A 25,136-nucleotide genomic window follows, 5' to 3' on the forward strand; every position below is an offset into this window, starting at 1 on the left:
CTTATTTTACCACATCTTTCTGCATTCGTTGAGCGCCGATTTGCATAATTTCTAAATGAAATGTGCCGGAAGAATCCAGACTTCCGGCATTTGCCAATCCGCTGCAGACGAGCAAGTTATGCATGCGGTTCATTTAATCGGACTAAGATTACATCTTCCCCGATTTTTACTATATTTCGCCATGGAATGACCAATTCCTCTTCTTTTCCAAAAAATCCAAGCACTTTTCCATTTCCACCTAGTATGATCGCCTGAATTTTGCCAGTGGTTACATTGATATCTATATCACCAATGCTCCCCAGCTTTTTTCCGTTTGAGACATTGACGACATCCTTCACTTGAAATTCTGAAATGCTGATCATTCCATCACGTCCTTTTTCCGTCCTTTTTTCAAGTATATGAACGGGCAGGCTGAACCTTGTCAGCAAGAAGAAATTTTCATGGTCACTGTTCTTTTTTTCGGCTGCACCAGTTAATGATAAAATTGAGCATAATTTTCGTATAATCTACCAGTTGCTCAATCGATACCTCCTCGTTCACGGAGTGTGCATTATGCAGATCTCCAGGTCCGTAAATCACGCTTGGAATGCCGGCATTATACAGCCATCCTCCGTCTGTAACGGATTGAGAAACGTCAATAACCGGACGCTCCCGTTTCACTTTCTCATGAGACGCTGTAAGCGCTGATACGCCTGGGTGGCCAGGGTCAACTTCCAGTGCCGGAAAAATTTCTCCTCTGTCTTCAATCATAGATGAGCCTCCCCACTTGAAGACAGGGCGGTTTTCCCTAAGCCAAATATCACTGTCACTCAGTCGGTTAATGTAATCTTCTATTTCCGCTGCCACTTGTTCATGAGTTTCATTAGGGTAAAAATGGACTGTGATCCACAGCCTGCACTCATCCGCTATAAAAGCCGCATGTCTGCCGCCTTCTATGACAGCCGGATTTATCGTATTTGTGCCTGGTTTAAAACCGGGATAACTTTTCATGATAGACCAGTGGCGCTCCAGTTCCCCGAGTCCCGCAATGATTTTTGCCATTTTTTCAATTGCGCTTGCTCCGAATGTTCCTCCGCCTGCGTGAATCATATTCCGCCTCGTCCCATCATGAAACGTTTGACTGCTTTTGATTTCAATCCAGCCTGTAATAACACCGCCTTGACCTTGAATATGCATATCGCTCGTATCCGCGACAACTGCAAAATCAGCATGATAGCCCCTCTTGCAGCATTCAAGCGTCCCGGCTTCTCCGACTTCCTCCCCGATTACCGATTGCAGAATCAAATCACCAGGAAGTTCAATGTCGGCTTCACGAATCAATTTTACCGCAAACAGCACACATGCCATTCCGCCTTTCATATCAGAAGCGCCCCGTCCAATTAAGAGGCCGTTTTTTTCAATTGGATGAAACGGATCATGCTCCCACTCCTCATCCTCTTTCACCTCTGCCACATCTACATGGCCATTGATGATCAAGCTATAATAACCTGCTGAATCTGTTCCCTTTAGTAACCCTACAACATTGGGATCTCCTGGGTACACGTCCCATTTATCAATTGAGAATCCCATTTCATTTAAAAACCCAGCAATCCAAGACTGAATGCCGTCGGTATTTCTTGCAGGCGGAGCAGGAGTTTTATAGGAAATCAGCGTTTTTGCTAGCTGAATAAGCTCCTCCTTTTGATCTTCCACCTTTGTTAACAGAGACTCTATTTGTTGATTCAATGCGATCCGCTCCTATTCTTTAAAATCAAAGAAGCCGTTTCAAATGTTATGAAACGGCTTAATAAAAACAAACAGAGTCCTATGTACTCCGTTTTTTCACCGCTTCCCTCCGCTGGCATGATCCAGATCAGGTCAAAAGGGTTAAGACAAATGTCTCTCTCAGCTTCGCAAAGCACCCCTAGGATGATCGATATGTGTTTGTCAGGCATTCGTTATTGGCTCAGCTCTTGTTAAAAACGGCCGATCCTGATTCCATAATACATGGATTGGCGTATCAAAAAAAGCGGAAAGGATTTGATCAGTAAGCATTTCCTTTATTTCTCCCGATTTAAAGACCTCTCCCTGTTTTAACAAAAGGGCTTTGTCAAAGACCGGCAAAATTTCTTCCGCATGATGAGTCACGTAAAGGATCGATGGCGCATTTTCTTTATTGGCAATGTATGTAATCGTGTCTAACAGCTTTTCCCGGGCAATAAAATCCAGCCCTGTGACCGGTTCGTCCAGTATCAGCAGCTCCGGATCGGCCATAAGCGCTCTTGCAATCAAGGCTCTTTGTTTTTCTCCTTGAGAAAGGGTTTCATAGCGGCGGTCGGCATATTCAATTGCTCCCAAGTCATCTAACAAACCAATGGCTTTTTCCCTGATTTCTGCACTGGGTGTTTCATATAATCCAATTGAAGCGTAAGCTCCGCTCAAAGCAATTTCAAATGCTGAATCTGCCGGATAAAATTTTTGCTGAAGAGCCGCTGAGACGAGGCCAATTTTCCGTCTAAGTTTCTCTCCAAGCTCCGTTTTACCAAATTGATGGCCAAGCACCTGCATCTCGCCCGATGTTGGAAAATAATATGAGCAAAGCATATTTAACAAGGCTGTCTTCCCGGCTCCATTCAGTCCGTAAAGCACCCAATTTTCTTTTTCTTCCACCTTCCAATGAATATCTCTCAGTATCCATTTTCCATTCCGCTTTAATGAGACATTGTCAAGTTGCAAAATCATTGTGGTCCTCCTCTTCACTACCCTTTATAATTATTTAAATTTTCATAAAACTTTGTACGAACTAGGATACCTTATTTTTCCCAAAACGTAAACCGCCTGCAACCAATAGAAAAGCCTTTAAAACACAATCGTTTTAAAGGCTTTCTATTTCATTATTGATGAATATTTTTATTCATTTGTTTGATAGCCGCTTTTTCAAGTCTGGACACCTGCGCTTGAGAAATACCGATTTCCTCGGCCACTTCCATTTGAGTTTTCCCTTGGAAGAATCGCTTTCTCAAAATCATTTTTTCCCTATCATTCAGCCTTCTCATGCCCTCTTTTAAAGCCAGCTCTTCAATCCATTGTGAATCTTTATTGCGCTCATCACTGATTTGATCCATCACAAAGATCGGGTCTCCGCCGTCGTTATAGATCGGTTCAAATAGTGAAACCGGATCCTGGATGGCATCAAGCGCAAATACGATTTCCTCATGCGGTACTTCAAGAACTTTTGCAATGTCTTCTGCAGTCGGCTCCTTGCTTGTCTCACTGATTAACCGCTCTCTTACTTGAAGTGCCTTATAAGCGATATCCCGGAGTGATCTTGAGACACGGATCGGGTTATTATCGCGTAAATACCTGCGGATCTCTCCGATAATCATAGGTACAGCGTATGTTGAAAACTTAACATTGTGGCTTAGGTCAAAATTATCAATGGATTTCATTAGTCCGATGCAGCCGACCTGAAATAAGTCATCAACATACTCTCCTCTGTTATTAAATCTTTGAATGACACTTAAGACAAGACGTAAGTTCCCGTTTACAAGCTTTTCTCTTGCTGAATCATCGCCTTCATCCTGCAGCTGCCTAAACAGCTTTCTCATCTCTTCATTCTTGAGTACTGGTAATTTGGAGGTATCCACCCCGCAGATTTCGACTTTATTTCTCGACACTTTTTTCCCTCCCTACAGGAGCTGCTGTACAACGTTAAGTATCTCCTCGGGTGGGAAAAATATGCACTGCACTCAGACCGAAAAATAGTCAGTATTGGGAAATCCTTGTAAAATCAAGGGATTACCCGCAAAAAATTTTTACACCATTTTGTTGAATTCTTTTCGCAATCTTTTAATGATTCGTTTCTCAAGACGAGAAATATAGGACTGGGAAATCCCCATCATATCCGCTACATCCTTTTGGGTCTTTTCCTCCTCGCCGACAAGACCAAAACGGAGTTCCATGATTTGTTTTTCCCTCTCATTGAGCTGTTCAAGCGCTTTTTTCAAAAGCTTTTTATCTACGTTAGCCTCTATGTCTTTTGTGATGATGTCATCGTCAGTGCCAAGCACATCAGAAAGCAAAAGCTCATTGCCGTCCCAATCAATATTTAGCGGCTCATCAAAGGAAACCTCTGAACGGATTTTGTTGTTTCTCCTTAAATACATCAGGATTTCGTTTTCTATACAGCGGGAGGCATAGGTCGCCAGCTTAATTTTCTTTTCTGGATTGAACGTATTCACAGCTTTGATTAATCCGATGGTACCGATGCTGATTAAATCCTCTATATTAATTCCCGTATTTTCAAATTTACGGGCGATATAGACGACGAGGCGCAAATTGCGTTCAATCAAAATGGCGCGTGCCGCCTGATCGCCGTTTGGGAGCTTCATTAACAGAACCTGCTCCTCATCTTTAGATAATGGAGGCGGCAGGGCTTCACTCCCACCTATGTAATAGACTTCATCACTTTTCAGCCCAATTTTCATCAGCAGCTTATACCAGAGGTGCGTCAATCGCAATTTCAGTTTTTTCATCTTCCTCTCCCTTCTAAATGTCACGTCGTTTGAGTATGATAAGTAACGGACATTTGAGAACATTATGAAACGTGTTTGATGGCCTTGCCCGAAAGCATTTTCGGATGAATAATTGCGTCAAACTCTCCATCTGCCGATAGCTGTGTTGTGCTGATGCCGATTAAGCATTTATCTGCAGAAACCATATCTTCTTTTGTTATAATCGTTACGTGATCCGGTTTAACGCATAGTAAAAATTGATTCTGCTGACCTACTCCCCTGTATGGAATCAGCCTCAGTTTATCTAAAAAGCGAAATGAATCATCGAGTTGTTGGATGGCTTGCAATGGATCTGTGTTTCGAATAATTGTCGTTTCGGCTGCTCCGAAAATCGGTTCCAGTTTATCAATGTGAATAATCATGACCGGCGTTTTAGTAAGCGGATCGTACAGCTGATTACCGGAATCAATCAGCCCTCTGACATGAAGCGTTTGGCCGGCCAAATCAGCCTGTACGCTGACTCGTTCCTCATATTGAATGTTTTTTGTTTCAACATCTTCAATTCTTCTCTTAGAAAAAAACCATAATGCTGGAAAGCCAGCAACAATAAACAACCAGCTGATCGGATCTCCAAACCCAGTTTGATTGGTAATCATGACACCATTTTGAACAACAGAATTTGACTGCAGCAAGGAATGGGCTCCGATTATTCCTCCCCCCATTAAAAAAGTCGCAAAATAAAAGGAAAACAAATTTTGAAAGAAATAGCGGAATCTCTTAAAGCCAAATGTCACCATCACAATAACAACTGAAAAAGCCAGCTTACCTGCCGGATGTTCAACGATCGGCGAAAAAGGAGTAAACATCAAAAGGACGATACTGGAACCGATGAACGCTCCGCCTATCAGTCTTCTTTTTTTCACATGCCGTTTTAAAATAAATGCCGTGAGCAAAAGCAAAAGTGCATCAAAACAAAAGTTTAACAGCCAAATGACATCTAAATAGATTTTCACATCTGACTCCTTTCCTTCTTGCATCACGCTGTTCCCCTTCTTGTTTCATAGTATAAAGCAAGCTCTGTGGGAAAGTCTGTCAATTAATGTTGAGAGGAAAATACAATTTTTAAGGGATATCTGCTTAATTTGTCGAGGAATTGAATGAGAGGATGTATAAAAAAAAAGCTGCCTTTTAGCAGCAGCTTTTTCACACTTAATTTTCAGTATTGATATAAAGTTTTCCGTTCGCTGTTTTTCTTGTTTCATTTCCATAATCATCTCGTACAATCACTTCTACTTTTGCTCCGTTTGCTTTAATAGAAGAAGTGGCTGTCCAATAGCCTTCATATCTCCCAGGAGAAATTTCTCTTAGCGGGAGCTCTGTGGCATTTTGCACACTCGCTCTTGCATTTGTCAGAGGCAGACGAATAACAAACGTTGCATCCAAATCTTCAGCGCTTGAGAAAGCGATTTTCACAGATTCACCAGCTTTTAAGATTTTGTCCTCTCCCGGAATCAATCCGGAGATAACAGGCTGGTTAAAGTTGACATCAATGACAGCCTTTTTCGTCGTTTTGTTTCCTGCTAAGTCTGTAGCAGTCACCTTGATTTCATTGCTTCCGTTCTCCAAAAGAATACGAGCCGAGTATGAACCATCAGTTATCGTTGCTTTTTTGCCATTCACCTTAACTTCTTTCAGATTATCATCGGATACAGACCCTTTGACAGTCAGCGCCTCTTTATTTGTTTTCTCGCCATCCTTTGGATTGTCAAGCGTTAATTCAGGCTTGTCTTGATCAAGCGTGACCGTGATCGGGCTGGAGGCATCCGTTGTTCCGCTGTCTGTTGATGCAGTTGCCGTCAGCTCATTTTCGCCCTTGCTGAGTGTGATGCCTGCCTGGAACGTGCCATCCGCAGAAGCTTTTGTTTCTCCTGCTTCTTGCTCTCCATTATAAATGTGTACCGTTGTTCCCGGAGAGGCTTTTCCTTTTACGGTGACGCTCTCCTTATTTGTATATGATTTATCTGCCGGTGAAGTAATCTCAGGTACAGCAGCTTCATAATCAACTAATGCGCGGATCATATAGTTGCCGTCTGCTTCGTCACCTGGCTGCCATTTTCCGTCTATATACTGCCAGTTCCGGCCGGAATTCTGACCGGTTTCATCCATAGCCAGTCCAGGTGAATACGGGTCAGGTTTCGACTGGATATACACAAGATAAAAGTCTTTATCGACCATAATCCCTTTTGAACTGAGATCCACCTTGGTCCATTCGCCATTGCGAAGGGTTTCAGCGTTAAATGGCCCGGCAATTTTCTTACCCGGTGCTCCGTTTTCTCCTGTAGCATCGTATACCTCAACCTTAAACTCTGTGCCGCCTGGATCAGGAAACTCTGTATCCCAGAATCGGAACAGTCCTCCTGTAAGCATGCCTTTTTCCTTGCCGTCAGCCAGCGTCATTTTGACGGCCCATCCGTTACCGGCCGCAAAATAGGAATTGGCATTCTCCGCCGTTCCGTCATCATATGCAATCTCACCCGGATACCCGACGAAAGGCTTCAGTACAGTTTCTTTTGTCACATCACCTCTTAAATCAACAGAAAATTCATCGCTGTAAAAACCCGGTGCAGCGACTTTAATCGTATAGGCGCCTTCATATGCCTCTAGCGTATATTCGCCTTTGTCGTTTGTTGTAGCCGGTTCAACCGCAGCATCCTCTACCACATAAACAGAGGCGCCTTTTACCGGATCTCCTGTCGTTTTATTGATGACTGTCCCTTTTAATGTGCCCTTCTTCATTTCCTCTAACGTAAAATTAGCTTGTGTCGTCTGATCTGCCTGCAAAGAAACTTTTTGTGTTTTCGATTGATAGCCGTATGCTTCTGCCATTAGCGTATAGTCTCCCGCTTTGTGCGTCAGCGTGTACTTCCCTGTGGATTGATCTGAATATGTTGTTTTCCCTGTTTCTACCACACTGACTTGTGCCCTGAGCGGCAAAACTTGAGGCTGTATATCTTTACTCTGATGATTTACCGTTGTGTTTGCAGATGGCTTAGCTTTTTTCGGATTTACTGCCTTTTTCTTTAGCTTTCCAGACGGCTTTTCGACACCCAGCTTATTCTTTTTGGCTGTTTTGCCGGCTGATTTGTCAGAAAGCACTACATCATCAATGTACCAGCCCTCTTTTGTAATACTTTCATCAGATTGGAGGTTAAACATTACTTGAATGTTTTGACCTTTATAAGCGGATAAATCAATTTCTTCGTCTGTCCAGCTTGATGTCTTTCCATTATAGACACCTGCCTGCTCCCAATTCTTTTCACCCTCAGGCAAAACAAAAACGTAGCCGTAATCAAAATCATCCTCTAAATTGTGCCAGCTTTTAAATTGGAGAAACAGGTTTCCTGAATCCGGCACTTGAACAGGAGGCATCACAAGATTCATGTTTGCTGAGTTGGCATAGTTTCCTGACAGGTTTGTTCCGTATACCTTTTCTCCGGATGCTGCTGTAGTTGGGCCTGCTGACGGAACTCCCCATTCCCAGCTATTATTTGTTCCGCTCGCAATCCAGCCGCCGGGTGCAGTTTCAAAGTCCTGCTTATATCCCACCGTGATGCTCGGTTTCACTGTTACATCGTATGTGTCAGACACAACGACATGGCCGCCAAAGTCCTGAATTATCCACTTATAGCTTAGTGCAGTTCCTTTTATATTTGGAATCTCTGCCTGATACGTTCCTTTCAGGTGATCACCGCTGATTCGCTTAGCCGTTACTTCTGTCCATTCACCTTGATCCAGCTTATAAGACAGTTTTACAGATGTCACGCTTACATTGTCTTCAGCTGTCAAAGTAAGCGGCAGGCTCGCGCCCTCATAGGCTTCTGTTACTTTCTCATGCTGATAGACAGGAGGCTCTTGATCATCTCCCTCAACAGAAACTTGTCCTTCTGCTTTTCCTAAACCGTCTGTAACAGCTGATACAGCATCAAAAGCGTTCACCAAACCATGGCCGTATCCGTTATTCGGAGAATCAGGAAATGTTGAATCCGTCAGCGGTTCAGCCGTACTGGTTAATATATCCTCCATCTCATCGACAGAAAGTGAGGCATCCGCCTGTTTCAGCAGTGCGGCAACAGCGGACACATGAGGCCCTGCCATTGATGTGCCATCCCATCCGTCCTCATATGTCTGACCGGGAACGGAAGAACGAATATTTACACCTGGTGCAGAAATTTCCGGCTTTATTTCATCATATGGAGATGGCCCTTGAAGAGAAAAGTCAGCCAGCTTTTTGTTTATATCAGTCGCTCCGGTTGCAAACGATTCAGGATAGTTTGCCGGGTTTGCGATAGAACCAGGGCCGCCAGGAATAAAGAGATCCGTATTCCCCGCTGAAAACTCAGGGAAAATATCGGCCGCACGCCAGGCATTGACCATGTCTCTGTACCATTCATCAAGTCCTGAACCCCCGCCCCATGAATTATTGACAACATCAGGAGCCATTTCCGGGTGAGGATTGCCCTCTGCATCCTTTGGGGCTAAAACCCATTCACCGGCCTCTAAAATGTCAGCATCAGTGCCGCCATCTTCAGAGAACGCTTTAACAGCAATCCACTTTGCGCCCGGCGCTACACCTATTTGATTTGTTCCATCGGGTTCAGATCCCACCATCGTACCTGTCACGTGGGTTCCATGAGCCAAATCATCATAAGGGCTTGCTTCCCCGGCTACGGCATCATACCAGTTCATTTCATGATCCGGCTCATCAGGATTTTCCGGATGATATCCGCGATATTTCTCCTTTAATGCCGGATGGTTCCATTCCACGCCTGTATCAATGGACGCGACAACCGTGCCAGTTCCGTCATATCCAAGTGCCCAAGCTTTCGGGGCGTCGATTTGGCCTACATTCCATTCCACACCGTCAGTTGCTTTGACAGCTTTTTGCGCTTTTTTCATATTAAATGGAGAGGATGACTTAAATAACTGTCGTTTCTCATTTGGAAGCACCTTTTCCACTTCAGGGAACTGTGCTACTTTTTCCATCACTTCTTTTGAGGCATGAACAGCGATCCCATTCACTACATAATAAGAGTGAATTTGGTCTGCATTCCCCTGATTTTTCTGGCTGTTCAAGTATGTTAAGACATCTCTCTGGGATTCATCGGCTGTGGCTTTTAAGGAAGACACAACGGCAGAACGCTTTTGATATTCTGTCTTAGCGGCAGTCAGCTTCTTCGATTTCGCTTTTTTAACAGCAGCTTTTGCCGCTTTTTCTGTATCAGCTTGATCTTTAAATTTAATCAGAAAGGTCATTTTTTCTTTCTTCTTAAAGCTTTTCTTTAATGAACTCGAGATCTTGTTCTGAATGGATTCAGCAGATTGAAGCTCCTGTTTAACAGAAGATAAAGCGCCTTTGCTGCTTGCCCCGGCTACACCCGGAAACAACAGTGAACCGATGACAACCGTACTTAAAACAGAGCTGATGAGTCTGTTTTTCGTTCTTTTCCTCATATTTATCCCCCTTTTTCAAAATACTTTGTAAAAAAATGTCGTCCCTCCTTTTAAAAATGAATGGTTTTGTCAGAACATCGCTGTACGTTAACTGTAGACAATCTGCATTACAGATATTGTCGTTTTATGTCATTTCATTTCCAAATATATGAAAATGATATGATTGTCATGAAATATGAATAGGTCTAATAGTCTGATTTGTTGGTATGCGAAGGATGACATAGGGAAATAGACTTTCAAGAAGAATAATCTCGGAGAGAAACAAAAAGGACAAAATCGAAAACGATTTTGTCCTTTACATTAGCCACGTTTATTGCGGTTTCTTAGGAATGTCGGGATGTCAAGCGTATCATCAGCCGGCTGTGAAGTATGACGGCCTGCTGTGTTTTGTTGCTGAGGCTCCTCACGTTTTGGCTCACGCTTTGGAACACTTTGATTATGTGTTTTGATGCTTTGGTTTAAGCTTGGACGCTGAGGTTTCGTCACGTCCTTCTCTTGTTCAATAAAACCAGTCGCAATCACTGTCACCACAATTTCGTCTTTTAGATTTTCATTAATAACAGAACCGAAAATCATGTTTACATCTTGGTCAGATGCAGAAGCGACAATGTCTGCTGCTTCCTGAACTTCATATAGGCTGAGGTTTGTTCCTCCAGTGATGTTCATAAGGACGCCTTGCGCACCGTCAATGGCCGCTTCAAGAAGCGGGCTGGAGATTGCTTTTTTCGCTGCCTCTGCCGCGCGGTTTTCTCCAGTCGCAATACCGATACCCATCAAAGCAGATCCTTTATTTGACATGATGGTTTTCACATCAGCGAAGTCAAGGTTGATAAGACCAGGTGTAGCAATCAAGTCTGAAATACCTTGAACCCCTTGGCGAAGTACATTATCCGCTTCGCGGAATGCTTCAAGCATCGGTGTGTTTTTATCAACAATTTCAAGGATACGGTCGTTCGGGATCACGATCAGTGTATCCACCGCTTCTTTCATTGCTGAGATTCCGCCTGCAGCCTGAAGCTGTCTTTTGCGTCCTTCGAATGTAAACGGTCTTGTAACAACTCCAACTGTTAATGCGCCTAAGTCTTTCGCGATTTGGGCGATAACCGGTGCAGCACCTGTTCCTGTTCCGCCGCCCATACCAGCTGTCACGAATACCATGTCAGCGCCTTTTAACGCTTCTTCAATCTGCTCTTTGCTTTCTTCAGCGGCTTTTTTTCCGACTTCCGGATTCGCACCTGCTCCCAATCCTCTAGTCAGTTTTGCGCCGATTTGCATTTTCACTTCTGCTTTTGACAGGTTAAGAGCTTGAGCGTCCGTATTTACCGCAATGTACTCTACTCCTTGCACTTCATTTTCAATCATTCGGTTAACGGCGTTGTTACCGCCGCCTCCTACTCCGATTACTTTAATTGATGCTAAGCCGTCTATGTTTGTTTCGAACTCCAACATGCTAAATCCTCCTAATCTGCCGAATGACTATCTATCTATTCCCAAAACATGCTTAATAGTTTTTTCATTTTGCTCTGTTTATTATGTTCGGCTTGTGTTTTTTGTTTTCCTTTTGGCCGCTGCTGCACCTCATTTTGGTGATGATGCTGCTCTTGTTCCTCTGATGATGAGACTGCAATTTCCTGTAACGCTTCTTCAGGCATCTTGAAGCCTATTTTTCTGCCTTGAATTCTTGCATTTCCGCAGGCGAATTGGATCAGGCCCACTCCCGTCATATATTGAGGATCTCTTACACCGATATAATTCGGGCTTGCCACTCTGACATTGTTTTGCAGCACATCCTGTGCCAATGACATGACACCCGGCATTGCTGCTTGTCCCCCTGTCAGCACGAAGCCTCCCGGCAGATCGGTAATGCCCATACTGCTAAGCTCTTCTGAAACAATGTCAAGAATCTCTTCTAGTCTTGCTTCAATGATATTCGCTGCTTCCTGCTGTGTAAATGTTTGTTTTTGATTGGTGCCTATAACGGTTACCTCAAATACTTCATCTTCCGAGGCTTCGTCATAGTAGGCATGTCCAAATTGCTTTTTCACGCGTTCTGCTTCTTCTGTTGACGTTCTCAATCCGATGGAAATATCTTTGGTGATATTTTCGCCTCCGAGAGGAATGACACGGGTAGAAGTGAGATGTCCGTTCTGGAATACGGCAATGGTTGTTGACCCTCCCCCTATATCAATGAGAGCCACACCAAGGTTTTTTTCGTCCTTTGATAATGCAGCAGAACCTGCTGCCAACGGCTGAAGACAAATATCAGTTATTTCAATACCGGCTCTTTCAACACAGCGGAGTAAGTTATGTAAGATTGTTTTTGAACCGGTGATCAAGGTGCCCTCAACTTCTAAACGCACACCCAGCATTTTTTTCGGGTCGGTGATTTCATCTCTTCCATCAACGATAAACTGTTTAGGAATGACGTCTACAATCAGCTGTTCGTGCGGTATTGAAACAACCTGTGCTGCCTCCATGACACGGCGCACATCTTCAACTTGAATTTCCTTATTTTCACTGGAAACTGCTACGACACCGTTTGTATCTTGAATATTGATATAATTTCCATTAACGCCGACAATAGCTTTTCTAAGCGGAAAACCTACCATTCTTTCAGCTTGGTCAAACGCTTTTCTTATAGAATGAACAGTCTCATCTATATCAACGATTGAGCCTTTTTTCAACCCTTCAGACGGTACATTTCCCACACCGATAATATTAAGGGAATCATCTGTCATTTCTCCGACGATCACTTTTGTATTGGACGTACCGATGTCAAGACTGACGTAAAGTTCATTGTTGTTCATTCTATGGCACCTCCTCACATTTCGATCATTTCTATTCTATTATTTGCGGAACAACAATACAATGAATGTGGCTTTACAAGTGTGTAACAAAAAAAATAACAACGGAATATTCCTTATATGCTAATCACATTTTATGTTTATTGAAAATATTCGTTATATCCTATGTATATCCTCTTTTATATCACATTTTTTTTATTTTTTTTAGAAAGACTCCACTTTGTTAGTAGATTTCTTCTGATAACGGCTATATTCTGAAATAATCTGACTCCAAATGCGAATATACCTGCTAAATACAAGTCTACACCAAGATGGACTCCCAGAAAAGCTAAACTTATTGCCAATATAATATTAAAAAAGAAACCGGAAACAAATACCATTTCATCATATGTACCTTGTAAATGCGCCCTGATTCCGCCAATTAAAGTATCAAGTGCGGCAAGCACGGCAAGTGACAAATAGTTTGAATATTCACTCGGTATCGTTAGGTTTGTCATCAGTCCGATCGCTATTCCGAGCACCAGTCCCAGCACGGGCAGCCACATGACAATTCTCCTCCTTTTCAGTCTTTAAGCGGTTTCAGCTGTTGTACGTCTAATGGTCTGTCATATGCTTTTAGTGTCAGGTTGCTGTCAGATTTACCGGCCTTTAATGCTAAATTTTCAGATGCAAAAAGGTCCTCAAGTCCTGATCCCTTCACTCTGCTGTACAGCATGTCCGGATCTTCGGCAAGCACTTTTACTTTTAAAGGATAATCGTCAAGGCTGTATCCGTCTATTTTCGTTGTGCCGTTTATATCCCTTATGACCGTATGATTCACAACTCTTCGCTCATTAATCGAGATATGTTCTGCACCGAAGGAGTTGAGTTCATTGATCAGCTTCTTCAGCAAATCCGGAGGCGGATTTTCGATCGGCTCTCCTGTTAAGCTTTCAGAAAACAGCGGGGAAATGGTGATGACAATTCCGCTACCAGTTATATCGGTCATGCCGGCTGTTTTTTTTAAGGTTTGCAAGGTATTATTAAGCGCGGTTTCTTTTGTCATTTCTTTCGTTTGCGAATAGCTATTGAGCAGTTTATCATATTTGTTTATTTCAGCCAGCAGTTTTTCCTGCTTCTTCTGCTCTGACGTCAGCTCTTCCCTTATATCCCACATATCTCTTGTGTCTCGGACTTGAGGGTGCTTCAATGAGTTAAACTGAACAGCTATCATGAGGCCGAAAATGACCATAAGCACACTGATGCTTATGAAGGAACGCTTTATTTTCAATCCGTTTCACCCGCTTTTTCAATCATTCCTTCGTTTTCAGAATCGGTTTCATTTGTACGTTTTTCTCTTTTTCTGCGGAAACAGAAATATGATCCATTGACAGCTGATCAATCAGGCCTCCTGCTATATTTAACGAAGGCAGCAGGACATCAGGATCGCCAATAGCAGATATCGTAAATGGGGCGGGGTACTGTACCCCGTCTACCGTTACAACAGGACCATTGCACTTGATATAGGAATCATATGTCAAACGCTGGCCATTAACGGCGACGGCCGCCGCACCAGAGATATACAATTCGTTTACCACTTGAAAGATATGGCTTTCGTGAACGATGTAACTGTTCACATTCTCCCCTTCCGGTATGTACGACGCATCCTCCAAGGTCACCTCAATGCCCTTTCCCTGCACACCGACTTCCCCAATGTACATTCTGTATTTTTCTGTATCTTCGAGGACGTTATAGTATTCCGTCTTTTCTTTCTTCAGTTTATTTTCTGCCTGACGGACTTTGTTTTGCTTTTGATATAATTCTTTTTCAAGATTTTTATTTTCTTTCTCCTGTTTCAAGAGTTCATCTCTCAACGCATATTCTTTTTTCCATTCTTCCGTCTCACCCGCGCTTTTGTTTTTTTCTTTTGCCGTTTGAAAGGAGAATGAAATCAAAAAGCCTGCGATAAGCATAATCAAAGAAAGGAGGACTGCTGATTTGCCCCTCAATTTTCATCTTCCTTTTTAGCAGCTTTATCGTTTTTTCCAAACTCTTCGAAATAGGTAGCAACTTCTAAATGAATAATTCCTTTTTTATTGCTGCTAAGCTGCGAAATGATAGAAGGATATGTTTTCATACGGTCTGCAAAGGTTTTAATAGACGCAGTGACAACATAACCGTCGTTCATGTACAACTTAATACGGTTTTCATCCATTTTTACTGGCGTATAATAAATTTCTGAAATCGACTGTTTTAACGAATTTGACAAAGCATCGAGCTGCTTGGCCATTTGAGACCGTTTCTTCGCGTTTGTCCAATTTACCAGTATCGGTCCCGCATCATCCGGCGTTACTTCGTTTGGCAGCACTGAACCGTTTTCAAGCACTTCATAGTACACATCGTCTTTTTCTAAATAAGCAATCGCTTTATATTCTTCAATCGCAATGTTGATTTTATTAGGAAGCGATTTGCTGATCTCCGCTTTTTTCACTAATTTATTTTGCTGAATCTTCTTTTCTGTTTTTTTCTTGTCCAAACTCCAAAACTCAGTATCTCCGCTGTTAATATCGGAAAGGTCGATAATTTCCTTTTTGGATACATTCTCATTCCCTGTAATAGAGATTGTTGATACTTTACTGATTGGCGTCTGCAGATACACGATGATCAGCACCATAATAAAAAAGAGCATAATAAATGAAATGAGACGGCGGTTGGCCTTCTGTTTCCGCTGCTCTTTAATTTTAGGAATCCGTTCCTCTATGTTTACGATTTTTTCTTGTTCATGACCCGGGTTCATTGCCTGTTCACCTCATTCAAATGAAACAGCTGTTAAAAGTCTGTCTATTCCAAAACAAACGGCATACTATGGATGCCGTTTGTCATTTGCTTACAGTATATCATAAGAACAGCTTCAGCCAGAACTTGAATCAGCGATTTTCGCCGATGATTTCAACCTCTGTGTGCATATCAATCTCGTATTTTTCACGGATTGTCTTTTTCACATGGTCAATGAGATCAAGCACATCTTTTGCTGAAGCTCCGCCCGCATTGACGATGAAGTTTCCGTGCATTTCCGATATCTTTGCACCGCCGATTTGATATCCTTTCAAGCCAGCTTTTTCTACAAGGTTTCCAGCATGATTCGGAAGCGGATTTCTAAATATGCTTCCCGCACATGGGCTTGAATACGGCTGTGTATTTTTTCTGTAGTCTTTATTGCTTTGCATTTGCTGAACGATTGATTCTTTATCCTTCTGCTCCAGCTGCAGAACAGCTTCAAGGCAAACGCCCGGCCGTTTCTTTTGCAATACAGATGTTCTGTAGCTGAAATCCATCTGCTCATTTGTCAGCCACTCAATCGTACCGTCTTCAAACAAAATATGTGCTTTGACGAGGATTTCGCTCATATCAGAGCCGTGAGCGCCGGCATTCATGTAAACCGCTCCGCCGATTGATCCAGGAATACCCGCAGCAAATTCCAAACCGGACAGGCCTTTTTTGCTCAATGATGTAGCAAGACGGACCACTGAATAACCGCCTCCGACCGTTACTTGGTCCCCTTCAAGCTCCAAATGGTCAAGACCTGCACCCAGCTTAATCACTACGCCTCTGATTCCCTCATCTAAAACAAGAAGATTCGATCCGCGGCCGATGACTGTCCACTTCACATCATATTTTTTAATCACGTCCATGATATCTTTGACAGCATCTACACTGCTTGGAATGACCAATACATCCGCAGGTCCGCCGATTTTCATCGTTGTATGATTCGCGAGCGGTTCGTTTGCAAGAACCTTGCCGACTTCGCGTTCTTTTAATTCCTGTATCACTTTCTCCATCGTAAACCTCCGCATTCCATTTGCTTTTCTATTATTTTTTCAATTCTTCGAGTACGCTGTATAAACGGGCAGCCGCATCAGGAACACCGAGTGACTTTGTCCGTTCGCTCATTTCCTTTAACGTTTGCTCATTCAATACAATCCGGTCGAGCGCATCAATCAGCTTTTCACCGCTAAGCTCTGTTTCTTTCAGAACAATCGCCGCATCATGCTGGCCGAGAGATCTCGCATTGACCTCCTGGTGATTCGCTGTTACATATGGACTTGGGATCAAAACACTTGGGATTCCGAGAGCAGTAATTTCGGCAATCGTCGTCGCACCGGCTCTGGCCACAATGACATCAATGGCCTTTAAATATTCTGGCATTTGATGAAGAAACGGCTTTGTGACCATATTATCAGCGGCACCCTTGCTATTCAGCTCACTCATCACTTTTTCATAGTGAACCTCACCGGTGATATACAGCACTTGATAGTCTCTTGTTTTCAGCGCATCCTGCATGTCAATGACAGCACGGTTAATCGGTGCAGCGCCTCGGCTTCCTCCGAAGATTAAAACTGTTTTTTTCTCTTCAGAAAGCCCAAATTCGTCCATTGATCGGCCCGTCTCTATTGAGACGACTTCAGAAGCTCTCGGGTTTCCCGTAAAAACAACTTTCTCGCTAGGAAAATGTGATTTTGCTTCTTCAAAACATATCGCTACTTTATTAACATATTTTGAAAGAAACTTATTCGTGATGCCCGGGAGGCTGTTTTGTTCATGGACAATAGTCGGAATTCCCATTTTTGCAGCGGCATAGACAACCGGCCCGCATACGTAACCGCCCGTTCCAATCACGGCATCGGGCTTAAATTCCGCTAAATACGACTTGCTCTTTTTTACACCCTTCAGAAAACGCATCACAGTTTTGACGTTCTCAAATGACAGCTTTCTTTTAAATCCTGTAATCTCAATTGAACGAAACGGTATATTCTCCCGCTCAACAATTTTTTTCTCCAGTCCGTTTTCTGTTCCGATATATAAAAATTCCACATCAGGATGACGGCGCTGAACTTCTTTAATAAAAGCAAGCGCAGGATAAATATGTCCTCCTGTACCGCCTCCGCTTATTGCAATTCGCATATCTCTTCCCCCAGTCTAAGTTTCTCTATAACATAGCGATAACCCTGTTTTGTTGGACAGGGTTATCGCATCAATTGGTTCCCAGCTTCCTGTTCATAGGACGCCTGGCAATACATTCATTAATACCTCGAGTAGCGGCTCACATTCAGCAGCACGCCGACAGCCATCAGCATCAGGGTCAATGAAGAGCCTCCGTAGCTCAAAAACGGGAGCGTGATGCCTGTTACCGGAATAAGACCCGTTACTACACCGATATTAATCATGACTTGAATAGCAATCATTGAAATAATGCCGACTGCGACAAAGCTTCCGTACAGATCAGGGGCACCGAGCGCAACTCTGATCCCTCTCCACAGCAGAACACTGAAGAGAAGCAAAATAAGCGTTCCCCCGATAAAGCCAAGCTCCTCTGACAAGATGGCGAAAATAAAGTCTGTTTGAGGCTCAGGCAGATAAAAGAACTTCTGTCTGCTTTGTCCAAGTCCCACTCCAAACAATCCGCCCGGCCCCACTGCATAAAGCGATTGAATGATTTGAAAACCGCTTCCGAGCGGGTCTTCCCACGGATTTAAGTAGGAGGTAATCCGCTTAATCCGATATGGGGCCGATAGTACGAGCCCGACAAATCCGCTAAGGCCAATCAGCCCTAGAAAGACAAAATGGGCGATTCGCGCGCCGGCTACAAAAATCATGACAATACAAGTTCCGACCATCACCGTTCCCGTTCCGAGGTCAGGCTGGCACATGATAATCAAAAACGCTGAAAACACGATGCCAAGTGCCGGGACGAATCCCCGTCTGAACGATGTGATGTTTTTTTGTTTTTCAGAGAGAAATTTAGCAAGGAATGCGATCATCGCAAGCTTCATAAACTCTGATGGCTGTATGCTGAATGCCCCGACTCCGATCCAGCTTCTTGAACCGTTTCGCACCATGCCAACGCCCGGTATCAAAACAAGCACCAGAAGGAAAAAGCAGATAACCAATAGCAGCTTGGACCATGTCCTCCAAGTCCAATAATCAACATTCATGATAAAAAACATGGCAATGACGCCGATTCCCGCAAACAGCAGCTGCCGTTTCGCGAAAAAGAATGAGTCGTCAAATTTATAATCTGCCCATACCGCACTCGCACTGTACACCATAATTAACCCGATTGTTAATAATAATAACGTAATGATGACCAATAAGAAATCAGGCGATGTTTTTTTAGTAGTCAAAGCAATCGACACCCCAAGCTTAAAGTCATTAGGGCTGCCGATTTACTCCAAGACAAGCCCTTACTTAAGCATATGCACGGCATGTATAAACATGTCACCACGTTCTTCAAATGTTTTGAATTGATCCCAGCTCGCACACGCAGGTGACAGCAGGATGACATCTCCTTCATTTGAGAGCGCAAACGCCGCAGATACTGCTTGTTCAACATTATCGACACGTTTGACATGTTGTATTCCCATCTCATTGCCGAGCTTCTCAAGTTTCGGCGCTGTCTGGCCAAATGTTAGCACTGCTTTGACATGTTTCATATATGGTTTTAAGTCGTCAAAACCATTTCCGCGATCCAGTCCGCCCGCAAGCAAGATGACCGGTTTGTCAAACGCTGAAAGCGCCTTGCTTGTCGCCAAAATGTTTGTCGCCTTACTGTCATTATAAAATTTGCGGCCTTTCACTGTTGTGACATATTGGAGACGATGCTTCACGCCAGTAAAGCTTGTCAGCACCTTTTTGACTGCTTCGTTGGACGCTCCTGCTGTTTTCACAACTGCAATAGCAGCTAAAATGTTCTCCAAATTATGAGCGCCGGGCAGCACAACCTCTTCCAGAGGAATAATGGCTTCGCCGTTAAACATAATCATACCGTCTTTTACATAAGCGCCCTGTTCAAGCGTTTTGGTGACTGAAAATGGGATGATTTCGGCTTTTCCTGCTTCAGCCAGACGCACGACAGTTTCATCATTCTGGTTGACAATGGCTTTATCTGAGGCAGTCTGATGAAGATACACTTTCTGTTTCGCTTTTTCATAGTTTTCTCTCGTATGGTGATAATCCAAATGAGCGTCAAACACGTTTAAAATCAGACTGATTTCCGGTCTAAAAGCGTGTGTTCCCATCAGCTGAAACGAAGACAGTTCAGTAACGATCCATTCATCCCCATCAGCATGATAGGCAACCTCACTTGCGACTGTGCCGATGTTCCCCGCAATCAGTGCCTTTTGCGAGTCAGCTTTGAGCATTTCATAAATCAGCGTTGTCGTGGTCGTTTTTCCGTTTGATCCGGTAATCCCGATAAACTTGGCGTTTGTCAAGTAGTAAGCGAGCTCAATTTCCGTCCAAACCGGAATGCCTCTTTTTTCCGCTTCCTGAACCATAATATTTTCATAAGGAATTCCCGGGTTTTTGATCAGAACTGTGATTTGATGCTGATCGAACAGAGAAACTGGATGCTCCCCGCAAACAACCTCGATTCCTTTTTCAGAAAGCTTTTGCGCTGGTTCGTTTTCTTCAAAAGGCTTTTGGTCGTTGACTGCAACATAAATGCCTTTTTCATGAAGAATGGATGCCGCCGCATACCCGCTTTTCGCGAGACCAAGGATTAAAAAATGCTGATTCTGTAAAAATTGATCGTTTTCCACTTATAACCACACCTCGATGTAAATTCCTAAAACGGCAAGCAAAAGTCCCGCAGCCCAAAACGTCACGACTACTCTCCATTCAGACCAGCCGACAAGCTCATAATGGTGATGAAGCGGACTCATTTTAAAGATTCGTTTACCTGTCGTTTTAAAGCTGAGAACCTGCAGAATAACGGATAATGTCTCGATAACGAATACACCGCCGATGATAACCAGCAGGATCTCTAGTTTCGTTAAGATGGCAATGGTAACGATAGCTCCTCCCAATGCAAGCGATCCCGTATCTCCCATAAAGACTTTGGCCGGATGAGCATTAAATACGAGGAAGCCCAGCACTGCACCGACAACGGCAACTGAGAAAATCGCTACGTCATATTGAGACTGATTCCATGCCAGGATAGCAAAGGCGCCAAAAGCAATCGCAGCCGTACCGGATAATAGACCGTCAAGACCGTCAGTCAGGTTAACTGCATTTGATCCGCCGACAAGCATAAAGAGCACCAGGATAAAGTAAGCCCAGCCAAGATCAAATGACAAGTCAGTTCCGGGCACTCGAATGTCCGTCGCAAAATTGTAGTAATGGTACACGGCATAAAATACAACCGCAATAATAATTTGCCCGATCAGCTTTTGCTTTGACGTCAATCCAAGGTTGCGCTTCATGACGACCTTGATGTAATCATCTAAAAAGCCAAGCAACCCGTAGCCGAGCGTAACAAACAGTAGCAGCACCATTTCCGGGCTTATTTCTGAAAACTTCTGTGTCATAACAATTGTTGTCACAATGATAGAAAGTATGATCATGACCCCGCCCATTGTCGGCGTCCCTGATTTTTTCTGATGTGATTTCGGTCCTTCTTCTCTAATACTCTGGCCGAATTTTAATCTTCTTAAAAACGGAATAAGAATTGGAGAGAGCAGAACACTAATTAAAAATCCCATTAAAATTGTAAACAGAATGACTTGCTCAAGCATTGTCCTTTTCTCCTCCTGTTTCTTTCAAACGACATACGTAGTTATCATATTCATGATTTTTTTCCATATGAAACATCTTTTCAAGCTCCATTATTCCATAACATCTCTTTCCTATGAATTTGTCTTATTTTTATTGAGTTCGACAATGGCTCTCGCCGCCACTTCAGCATCGTCAAAATCGAAAGTTTCGCTTCCAATCTGCTGATAGGTTTCGTGTCCTTTTCCGGCAATAAGAACAACGTCACCTTTTTTGGCATTGGCAATCGCGAAAAAGATCGCCTGCTCGCGGTTTGCAATGCTGTGATAGTATTCGTTCTCAACGCCAGCTTCCATATCTCTTAAAATCGCGCGGGGATCCTCGCTTCTCGGATTATCTGAAGTGAAAATCGGTTCGTCAGCCAACTCCACAGCAATTCTAGCCATTTTCGGGCGTTTCGTCTTATCTCTGTCTCCCCCGCAGCCAACAACGACAAAAAGCTTTCCTTCCGTCATGTCCCTGCAAGTCTTCAGCACATTTTCAAGGCTGTCCGGCGTGTGTGCGTAATCTACAATGACCGGAAACTCCTGCTGCTGATTGACCAATTCAAATCGGCCTCTTACACCATGCAATTCTTCAACAGCTGCGGTAATGGTATCAAACGGAATGCCCGCTGCGATACATGTTGCAACAGCTGCCAGCACATTATACACATTAAATTGTCCGACAAGCGACATTGTAATGTGCTTAGTGCCTATCATTGTCACAAGATCAAAGCTTGTTCCTTGTGCAGTGATCGTGATGTTCTTCGCCATCACATCAGCATTGTTTTTAATTCCGTATGTAGAGATATGCGCTGCGGTTACCTTTTCAAAATAAGCGCTCGCCTCATCGTCAGCATTCAGTACGGCACGCTTTGGATGTTCGTGGTTGAAAGCCCCGCCAAGCTGAGAAAAGAGCAGGCTTTTTGCCTGTCGGTACTCATCCATCGTTTTATGGTAGTCCAGATGGTCCTGCGTTAAATTCGTAAACACGGCAACATCATAATCACACCCATGAACACGTCCCAAAGACAAAGCGTGAGAAGAAACTTCCATGATGGCAGTGTCTACTTGCTTGTCATTCATTTTCTTAAACGTTTTCTGCAGTGTGACGCTTTCCGGAGTCGTGTTTTTAACGGGAATTGTTTCATCACCGATTTTCATGTACATGGTACCGATCAGGCCTGTGCGTTTTCCCGCTTTTTTCATAATCTCATCGACCATATGGGTCGTTGATGTTTTGCCGTTTGTACCTGTGATTCCGATCAGCTGGAGCTTCTTAGTCGGCTGTCCGTAAAACGCATCCGACAAAACGCTCAGCGCTCGCAGTGACCGCCGGACTATAATGACAGGCACATCCACATCGAGCTCTCTTTCTGCCACAATAGCCGCTGCACCGTTTTCTACTGCTTTTTGCGCAAAATCATGGCCATCCACCGTATACCCTTTTACACATACAAAAAGACTCCCTTCTTTTACTTCTCTGGAGTCCATCTCAATTGAAGTTATTTCAGGGTCTTGTGAGTCGTTTACAGATGGTTCGGTTGTTAAATATGTAAGCAGCTTTGTAAGTTTCATCGTATCAAACCTCTCAACATTCTAGTTCGTTCTTTTTATCATTGAAGTCACGTCAACTGATGTGATAATGATTTTAAGCATACAGTTCATATTTTAGCGTAAATAAAAGGATACATCCAGCTAATCTTGAAAGATATCAGCAATTTTTCTGCAATAATATAAAAGGCAGCCCGAATTAATCGGCTGCCTCCTTTTCATCTTCTTCAGTCAAATAAACGCGTATCTTTGAGCCCTCTTTTACTTTCGTTCCGGCAGCTGGCGATTGTTTAACGATTTTGCTTCCTTTCCCGGAAGCATCCACATTGAGATTCACCAAAAGTGACTCAAGATCTGAGACAGACATCCCTACAACATTCGGAACTTCTACTGTTTTTGTGTCGTTCCATTGGTATTTTTTCTCGATTTGATTTTTCCGAGGCTTCACACCAAGCTCCGGCAGGCTGTCTCTCATAATATTACCGACAATTGGCGCTGCAACCGTTCCGCCAAACTGAATCGTGCCTTTCGGGTTATCTACCGCGACATAGACGACAAGACTCGGATCGTCAGCCGGCGCGAAACCGATAAATGATACAATATGGTTGTTTTCAAGGTATTTTCCATCTTTAACCTTTTGTGCAGTTCCCGTTTTACCGCCGACACGATACCCCTCAACAAATGCATTGCGGCCCGTGCCTTCCGCGACGACGCTCTCTAGTGCATAACGGATTTGTTTTGATGTCCCCTCAGAAATAACTTGTTTCTTTGCGATTGGTGATTGTTTTTTAACTGTTTTTTTCGTTACAGGGTCAATCCATTCCTTTGCAATATAAGGTGTGTAGAGCGTTCCTCCGTTTACAGCGGCAGATACGGCTGCAACCTGCTGAATCGGCGTGACAGATACCCCCTGTCCGAAAGCCGTAGTCGCTTGCTCCACCGGCCCTACTCTGTCAAGCGGGAATAAAATTCCTGTTCCCTCGCCCTGCAGATCAATTCCCGTTTTTTGCCCAAAACCAAAGTCTTTGATATATTTGAAAAGCTTCTCCTTTCCTAAGCGTTCGCCTAATTCAACAAACCCCGGGTTACAGGAGTTCTGTACAACTTCTAGATACGTTTGCAGCCCGTGTCCGCCTCTTTTCCAGCACCGCAGTCTCGCTCCATCCACTTCCGCATGCCCTTTATCGTAAAATTGATCACGTTTTAAATTTACTTTTTGCTCCTCTAGTGCTGCTGCAAGTGTAATAATTTTAAAGGTAGATCCCGGCTCATACGTGCTCCATACCGGAAGATTCCGATTGTAGACTGACGGATCGACCGATTGATAATCAGCCGGGTCAAAGTCAGGTCTGCTCGCCATTCCCAATATTTCTCCGTTTTTCGGATTCATGGCGACGGCAATCATACCGTCAGGGTGGTATTTGGCCTCAGCGTTATCAAGCTCTCTTTCCATTATCGTCTGAACCTTTGAATCAACTGTCAGCTTCATATCAAGCCCGTCCTTAGGCGGCGTGTAGTCATCCGCTTCATCAGGCATTTTCTTCCCCTTGGCATCCGTATAAAACTTAACAGACCCTTTTTCACCTTTGAGATCATCGTCGTAATAGGCTTCAAGTCCAAGGAGTCCTTGGTTGTCAATACCGGCAAATCCAAGCACATGAGATAAATAGCTGCCGAACGGGTAATGGCGGATACTATCCTCCGCTACATACACTCCCTTTAAATCAAGCGCTTTAATTTCTTTCGCCTTTTCATTTGATATCTTTCTTCCTTCCGGAGTTATCTTTTCAATTGACGCTTTTTTCGTCACATGCTTATATACTTTTTCTTCTGACATGTTTAATACCGCCGCCAGCTGCTTGCTCGTTTTCATTGGATTCTGGACTTGGCGCGGCACGACGAATACGGTCGGCGCACTTTTGTTTGTTGCGAGTTTTACACCGTTCCGATCCAGAATCTCGCCTCTCTCCGGCTCAAACGGCAAGTTCCTGCTCCAGGAATCTTTCGCCAGCGAAGTCAGTTTCTCGCCCATCACAAACTGAACATACCCCAGCCTAGTATCAATGATCAAAAACACGATCACGCCAAAAAGCAAAACAAATAATAAACGTTTTCTAACCGTTACATTCGAGACGCGCAAGAGACCGTTCACTCCTTATTTAGGCTTGTTTCATTTTATGCCTGTAATCGGACAGGTAGAACGA

At 43.6% G+C, this 25,136-nt stretch carries 20 protein-coding genes and 1 riboswitch; all 20 genes read right to left on the reverse strand.

Annotation, left to right across the window (positions count from 1 at the left end):
- Positions 1–116 precede the first annotated feature (116 nt).
- The 20 genes from MOF34_RS07030 to MOF34_RS07125 all read right to left on the reverse strand — a co-directional run bounded on the left by MOF34_RS07030 (position 117) and on the right by MOF34_RS07125 (position 25,072).
- Positions 117–362 carry a YlmC/YmxH family sporulation protein gene (locus MOF34_RS07030; protein WP_003221455.1) on the reverse strand — a complete coding sequence of 82 codons (246 nt, stop codon included), beginning with the start codon at positions 360–362 and terminating at the stop codon, positions 117–119.
- A gap of 82 nt (positions 363–444) precedes the next feature.
- The gene (locus MOF34_RS07035) at positions 445–1,725 is read right to left on the reverse strand and encodes an acetylornithine deacetylase (RefSeq protein ID WP_268399435.1); all 1,281 of its coding nucleotides are present in this window, start codon (positions 1,723–1,725) and stop codon (positions 445–447) included.
- Between the two features lie 87 nt (positions 1,726–1,812).
- Positions 1,813–1,915: riboswitch (TPP riboswitch) on the reverse strand.
- Between the two features lie 11 nt (positions 1,916–1,926).
- Complete coding sequence (locus MOF34_RS07040) at positions 1,927–2,721, reverse strand: ABC transporter ATP-binding protein (RefSeq protein WP_268399437.1); 795 nt, start codon at positions 2,719–2,721, stop codon at positions 1,927–1,929.
- A 152-nt stretch (positions 2,722–2,873) separates the two neighbouring features.
- The gene (gene sigG, locus MOF34_RS07045) at positions 2,874–3,656 is read right to left on the reverse strand and encodes an RNA polymerase sporulation sigma factor SigG (RefSeq protein ID WP_019714339.1); all 783 of its coding nucleotides are present in this window, start codon (positions 3,654–3,656) and stop codon (positions 2,874–2,876) included.
- A 138-nt stretch (positions 3,657–3,794) separates the two neighbouring features.
- Positions 3,795–4,514: an RNA polymerase sporulation sigma factor SigE gene (sigE, locus tag MOF34_RS07050; RefSeq protein ID WP_268399438.1), complete on the reverse strand. Its 720-nt coding sequence runs from the start codon at positions 4,512–4,514 to the stop codon at positions 3,795–3,797.
- 62 nt (positions 4,515–4,576) lie between these two features.
- Complete coding sequence (gene spoIIGA, locus MOF34_RS07055; protein ID WP_268399498.1) at positions 4,577–5,506, reverse strand: sigma-E processing peptidase SpoIIGA; 930 nt, start codon at positions 5,504–5,506, stop codon at positions 4,577–4,579.
- Positions 5,507–5,702: 196 nt separating this feature from the next.
- Positions 5,703–10,004 (reverse strand): S8 family peptidase, encoded by a 4,302-nt coding sequence (locus MOF34_RS07060; RefSeq protein WP_268399439.1) that lies wholly within the window; start codon positions 10,002–10,004, stop codon positions 5,703–5,705.
- A 300-nt stretch (positions 10,005–10,304) separates the two neighbouring features.
- Positions 10,305–11,453: a cell division protein FtsZ gene (gene ftsZ, locus MOF34_RS07065; RefSeq protein ID WP_019714336.1), complete on the reverse strand. Its 1,149-nt coding sequence runs from the start codon at positions 11,451–11,453 to the stop codon at positions 10,305–10,307.
- Positions 11,454–11,488: 35 nt separating this feature from the next.
- Complete coding sequence (ftsA, locus tag MOF34_RS07070; protein WP_268399441.1) at positions 11,489–12,811, reverse strand: cell division protein FtsA; 1,323 nt, start codon at positions 12,809–12,811, stop codon at positions 11,489–11,491.
- 176 nt (positions 12,812–12,987) lie between these two features.
- Positions 12,988–13,353: a small basic family protein gene (locus MOF34_RS07075; protein ID WP_268399442.1), complete on the reverse strand. Its 366-nt coding sequence runs from the start codon at positions 13,351–13,353 to the stop codon at positions 12,988–12,990.
- Positions 13,354–13,370: 17 nt separating this feature from the next.
- Complete coding sequence (locus MOF34_RS07080; protein ID WP_019714333.1) at positions 13,371–14,078, reverse strand: DUF881 domain-containing protein; 708 nt, start codon at positions 14,076–14,078, stop codon at positions 13,371–13,373.
- A 22-nt stretch (positions 14,079–14,100) separates the two neighbouring features.
- On the reverse strand, positions 14,101–14,796 hold the full coding sequence (locus tag MOF34_RS07085) for a DUF881 domain-containing protein (protein WP_268399444.1): 696 nt from the start codon (positions 14,794–14,796) through the stop codon (positions 14,101–14,103).
- Complete coding sequence (gene divIB, locus MOF34_RS07090; protein ID WP_268399446.1) at positions 14,793–15,584, reverse strand: cell division protein DivIB; 792 nt, start codon at positions 15,582–15,584, stop codon at positions 14,793–14,795. The genes MOF34_RS07085 and divIB overlap by 4 nt, the downstream gene beginning before the upstream one ends.
- A 130-nt stretch (positions 15,585–15,714) precedes the next feature.
- Positions 15,715–16,626 (reverse strand): UDP-N-acetylmuramate dehydrogenase, encoded by a 912-nt coding sequence (gene murB, locus MOF34_RS07095; protein ID WP_268399448.1) that lies wholly within the window; start codon positions 16,624–16,626, stop codon positions 15,715–15,717.
- 31 nt (positions 16,627–16,657) lie between these two features.
- Positions 16,658–17,749 carry an undecaprenyldiphospho-muramoylpentapeptide beta-N-acetylglucosaminyltransferase gene (gene murG / locus MOF34_RS07100; RefSeq protein ID WP_268399449.1) on the reverse strand — a complete coding sequence of 364 codons (1,092 nt, stop codon included), beginning with the start codon at positions 17,747–17,749 and terminating at the stop codon, positions 16,658–16,660.
- Between the two features lie 119 nt (positions 17,750–17,868).
- Positions 17,869–18,969 carry a stage V sporulation protein E gene (gene spoVE / locus MOF34_RS07105; protein WP_268399451.1) on the reverse strand — a complete coding sequence of 367 codons (1,101 nt, stop codon included), beginning with the start codon at positions 18,967–18,969 and terminating at the stop codon, positions 17,869–17,871.
- A gap of 60 nt (positions 18,970–19,029) precedes the next feature.
- Positions 19,030–20,385: a UDP-N-acetylmuramoyl-L-alanine--D-glutamate ligase gene (murD, locus tag MOF34_RS07110; protein ID WP_268399453.1), complete on the reverse strand. Its 1,356-nt coding sequence runs from the start codon at positions 20,383–20,385 to the stop codon at positions 19,030–19,032.
- Positions 20,386–21,360, reverse strand: a complete 975-nt coding sequence (gene mraY / locus MOF34_RS07115; RefSeq protein ID WP_268399455.1) for a phospho-N-acetylmuramoyl-pentapeptide-transferase — start codon at positions 21,358–21,360, stop codon at positions 20,386–20,388. It abuts the gene before it with no gap.
- Between the two features lie 111 nt (positions 21,361–21,471).
- On the reverse strand, positions 21,472–22,956 hold the full coding sequence (locus MOF34_RS07120) for a UDP-N-acetylmuramoyl-L-alanyl-D-glutamate--2,6-diaminopimelate ligase (protein WP_268399456.1): 1,485 nt from the start codon (positions 22,954–22,956) through the stop codon (positions 21,472–21,474).
- A gap of 175 nt (positions 22,957–23,131) precedes the next feature.
- On the reverse strand, positions 23,132–25,072 hold the full coding sequence (locus tag MOF34_RS07125; RefSeq protein WP_268399458.1) for a stage V sporulation protein D: 1,941 nt from the start codon (positions 25,070–25,072) through the stop codon (positions 23,132–23,134).
- Positions 25,073–25,136: the final 64 nt, after the last annotated feature.

The organism is Bacillus sp. T17B1 (assembly GCF_026796395.1).
Lineage (GTDB): Bacteria > Bacillota > Bacilli > Bacillales > Bacillaceae > Bacillus > Bacillus spizizenii_A.

Excerpts from the sequence above, each read along its gene's own strand:
- murG (WP_268399449.1), bottom strand. The coding sequence starts at position 17,749 with ATGCGAATTGCAATAAGCGGAGGCGGTACAGGAGGACATATTTATCCT.
- ftsZ (WP_019714336.1), bottom strand. The coding sequence starts at position 11,453 with ATGTTGGAGTTCGAAACAAACATAGACGGCTTAGCATCAATTAAAGTA.
- MOF34_RS07030 (WP_003221455.1), bottom strand. The coding sequence starts at position 362 with ATGATCAGCATTTCAGAATTTCAAGTGAAGGATGTCGTCAATGTCTCA.
- MOF34_RS07120 (WP_268399456.1), bottom strand. The coding sequence starts at position 22,956 with ATGAAACTTACAAAGCTGCTTACATATTTAACAACCGAACCATCTGTA.
- sigE (WP_268399438.1), bottom strand. The coding sequence starts at position 4,514 with ATGAAAAAACTGAAATTGCGATTGACGCACCTCTGGTATAAGCTGCTG.
- MOF34_RS07075 (WP_268399442.1), bottom strand. The coding sequence starts at position 13,353 with ATGTGGCTGCCCGTGCTGGGACTGGTGCTCGGAATAGCGATCGGACTG.
- ftsA (WP_268399441.1), bottom strand. The coding sequence starts at position 12,811 with ATGAACAACAATGAACTTTACGTCAGTCTTGACATCGGTACGTCCAAT.
- murB (WP_268399448.1), bottom strand. The coding sequence starts at position 16,626 with ATGGAGAAAGTGATACAGGAATTAAAAGAACGCGAAGTCGGCAAGGTT.
- mraY (WP_268399455.1), bottom strand. The coding sequence starts at position 21,360 with ATGCTTGAGCAAGTCATTCTGTTTACAATTTTAATGGGATTTTTAATT.
- MOF34_RS07040 (WP_268399437.1), bottom strand. The coding sequence starts at position 2,721 with ATGATTTTGCAACTTGACAATGTCTCATTAAAGCGGAATGGAAAATGG.
- MOF34_RS07060 (WP_268399439.1), bottom strand. The coding sequence starts at position 10,004 with ATGAGGAAAAGAACGAAAAACAGACTCATCAGCTCTGTTTTAAGTACG.
- divIB (WP_268399446.1), bottom strand. The coding sequence starts at position 15,584 with ATGAACCCGGGTCATGAACAAGAAAAAATCGTAAACATAGAGGAACGG.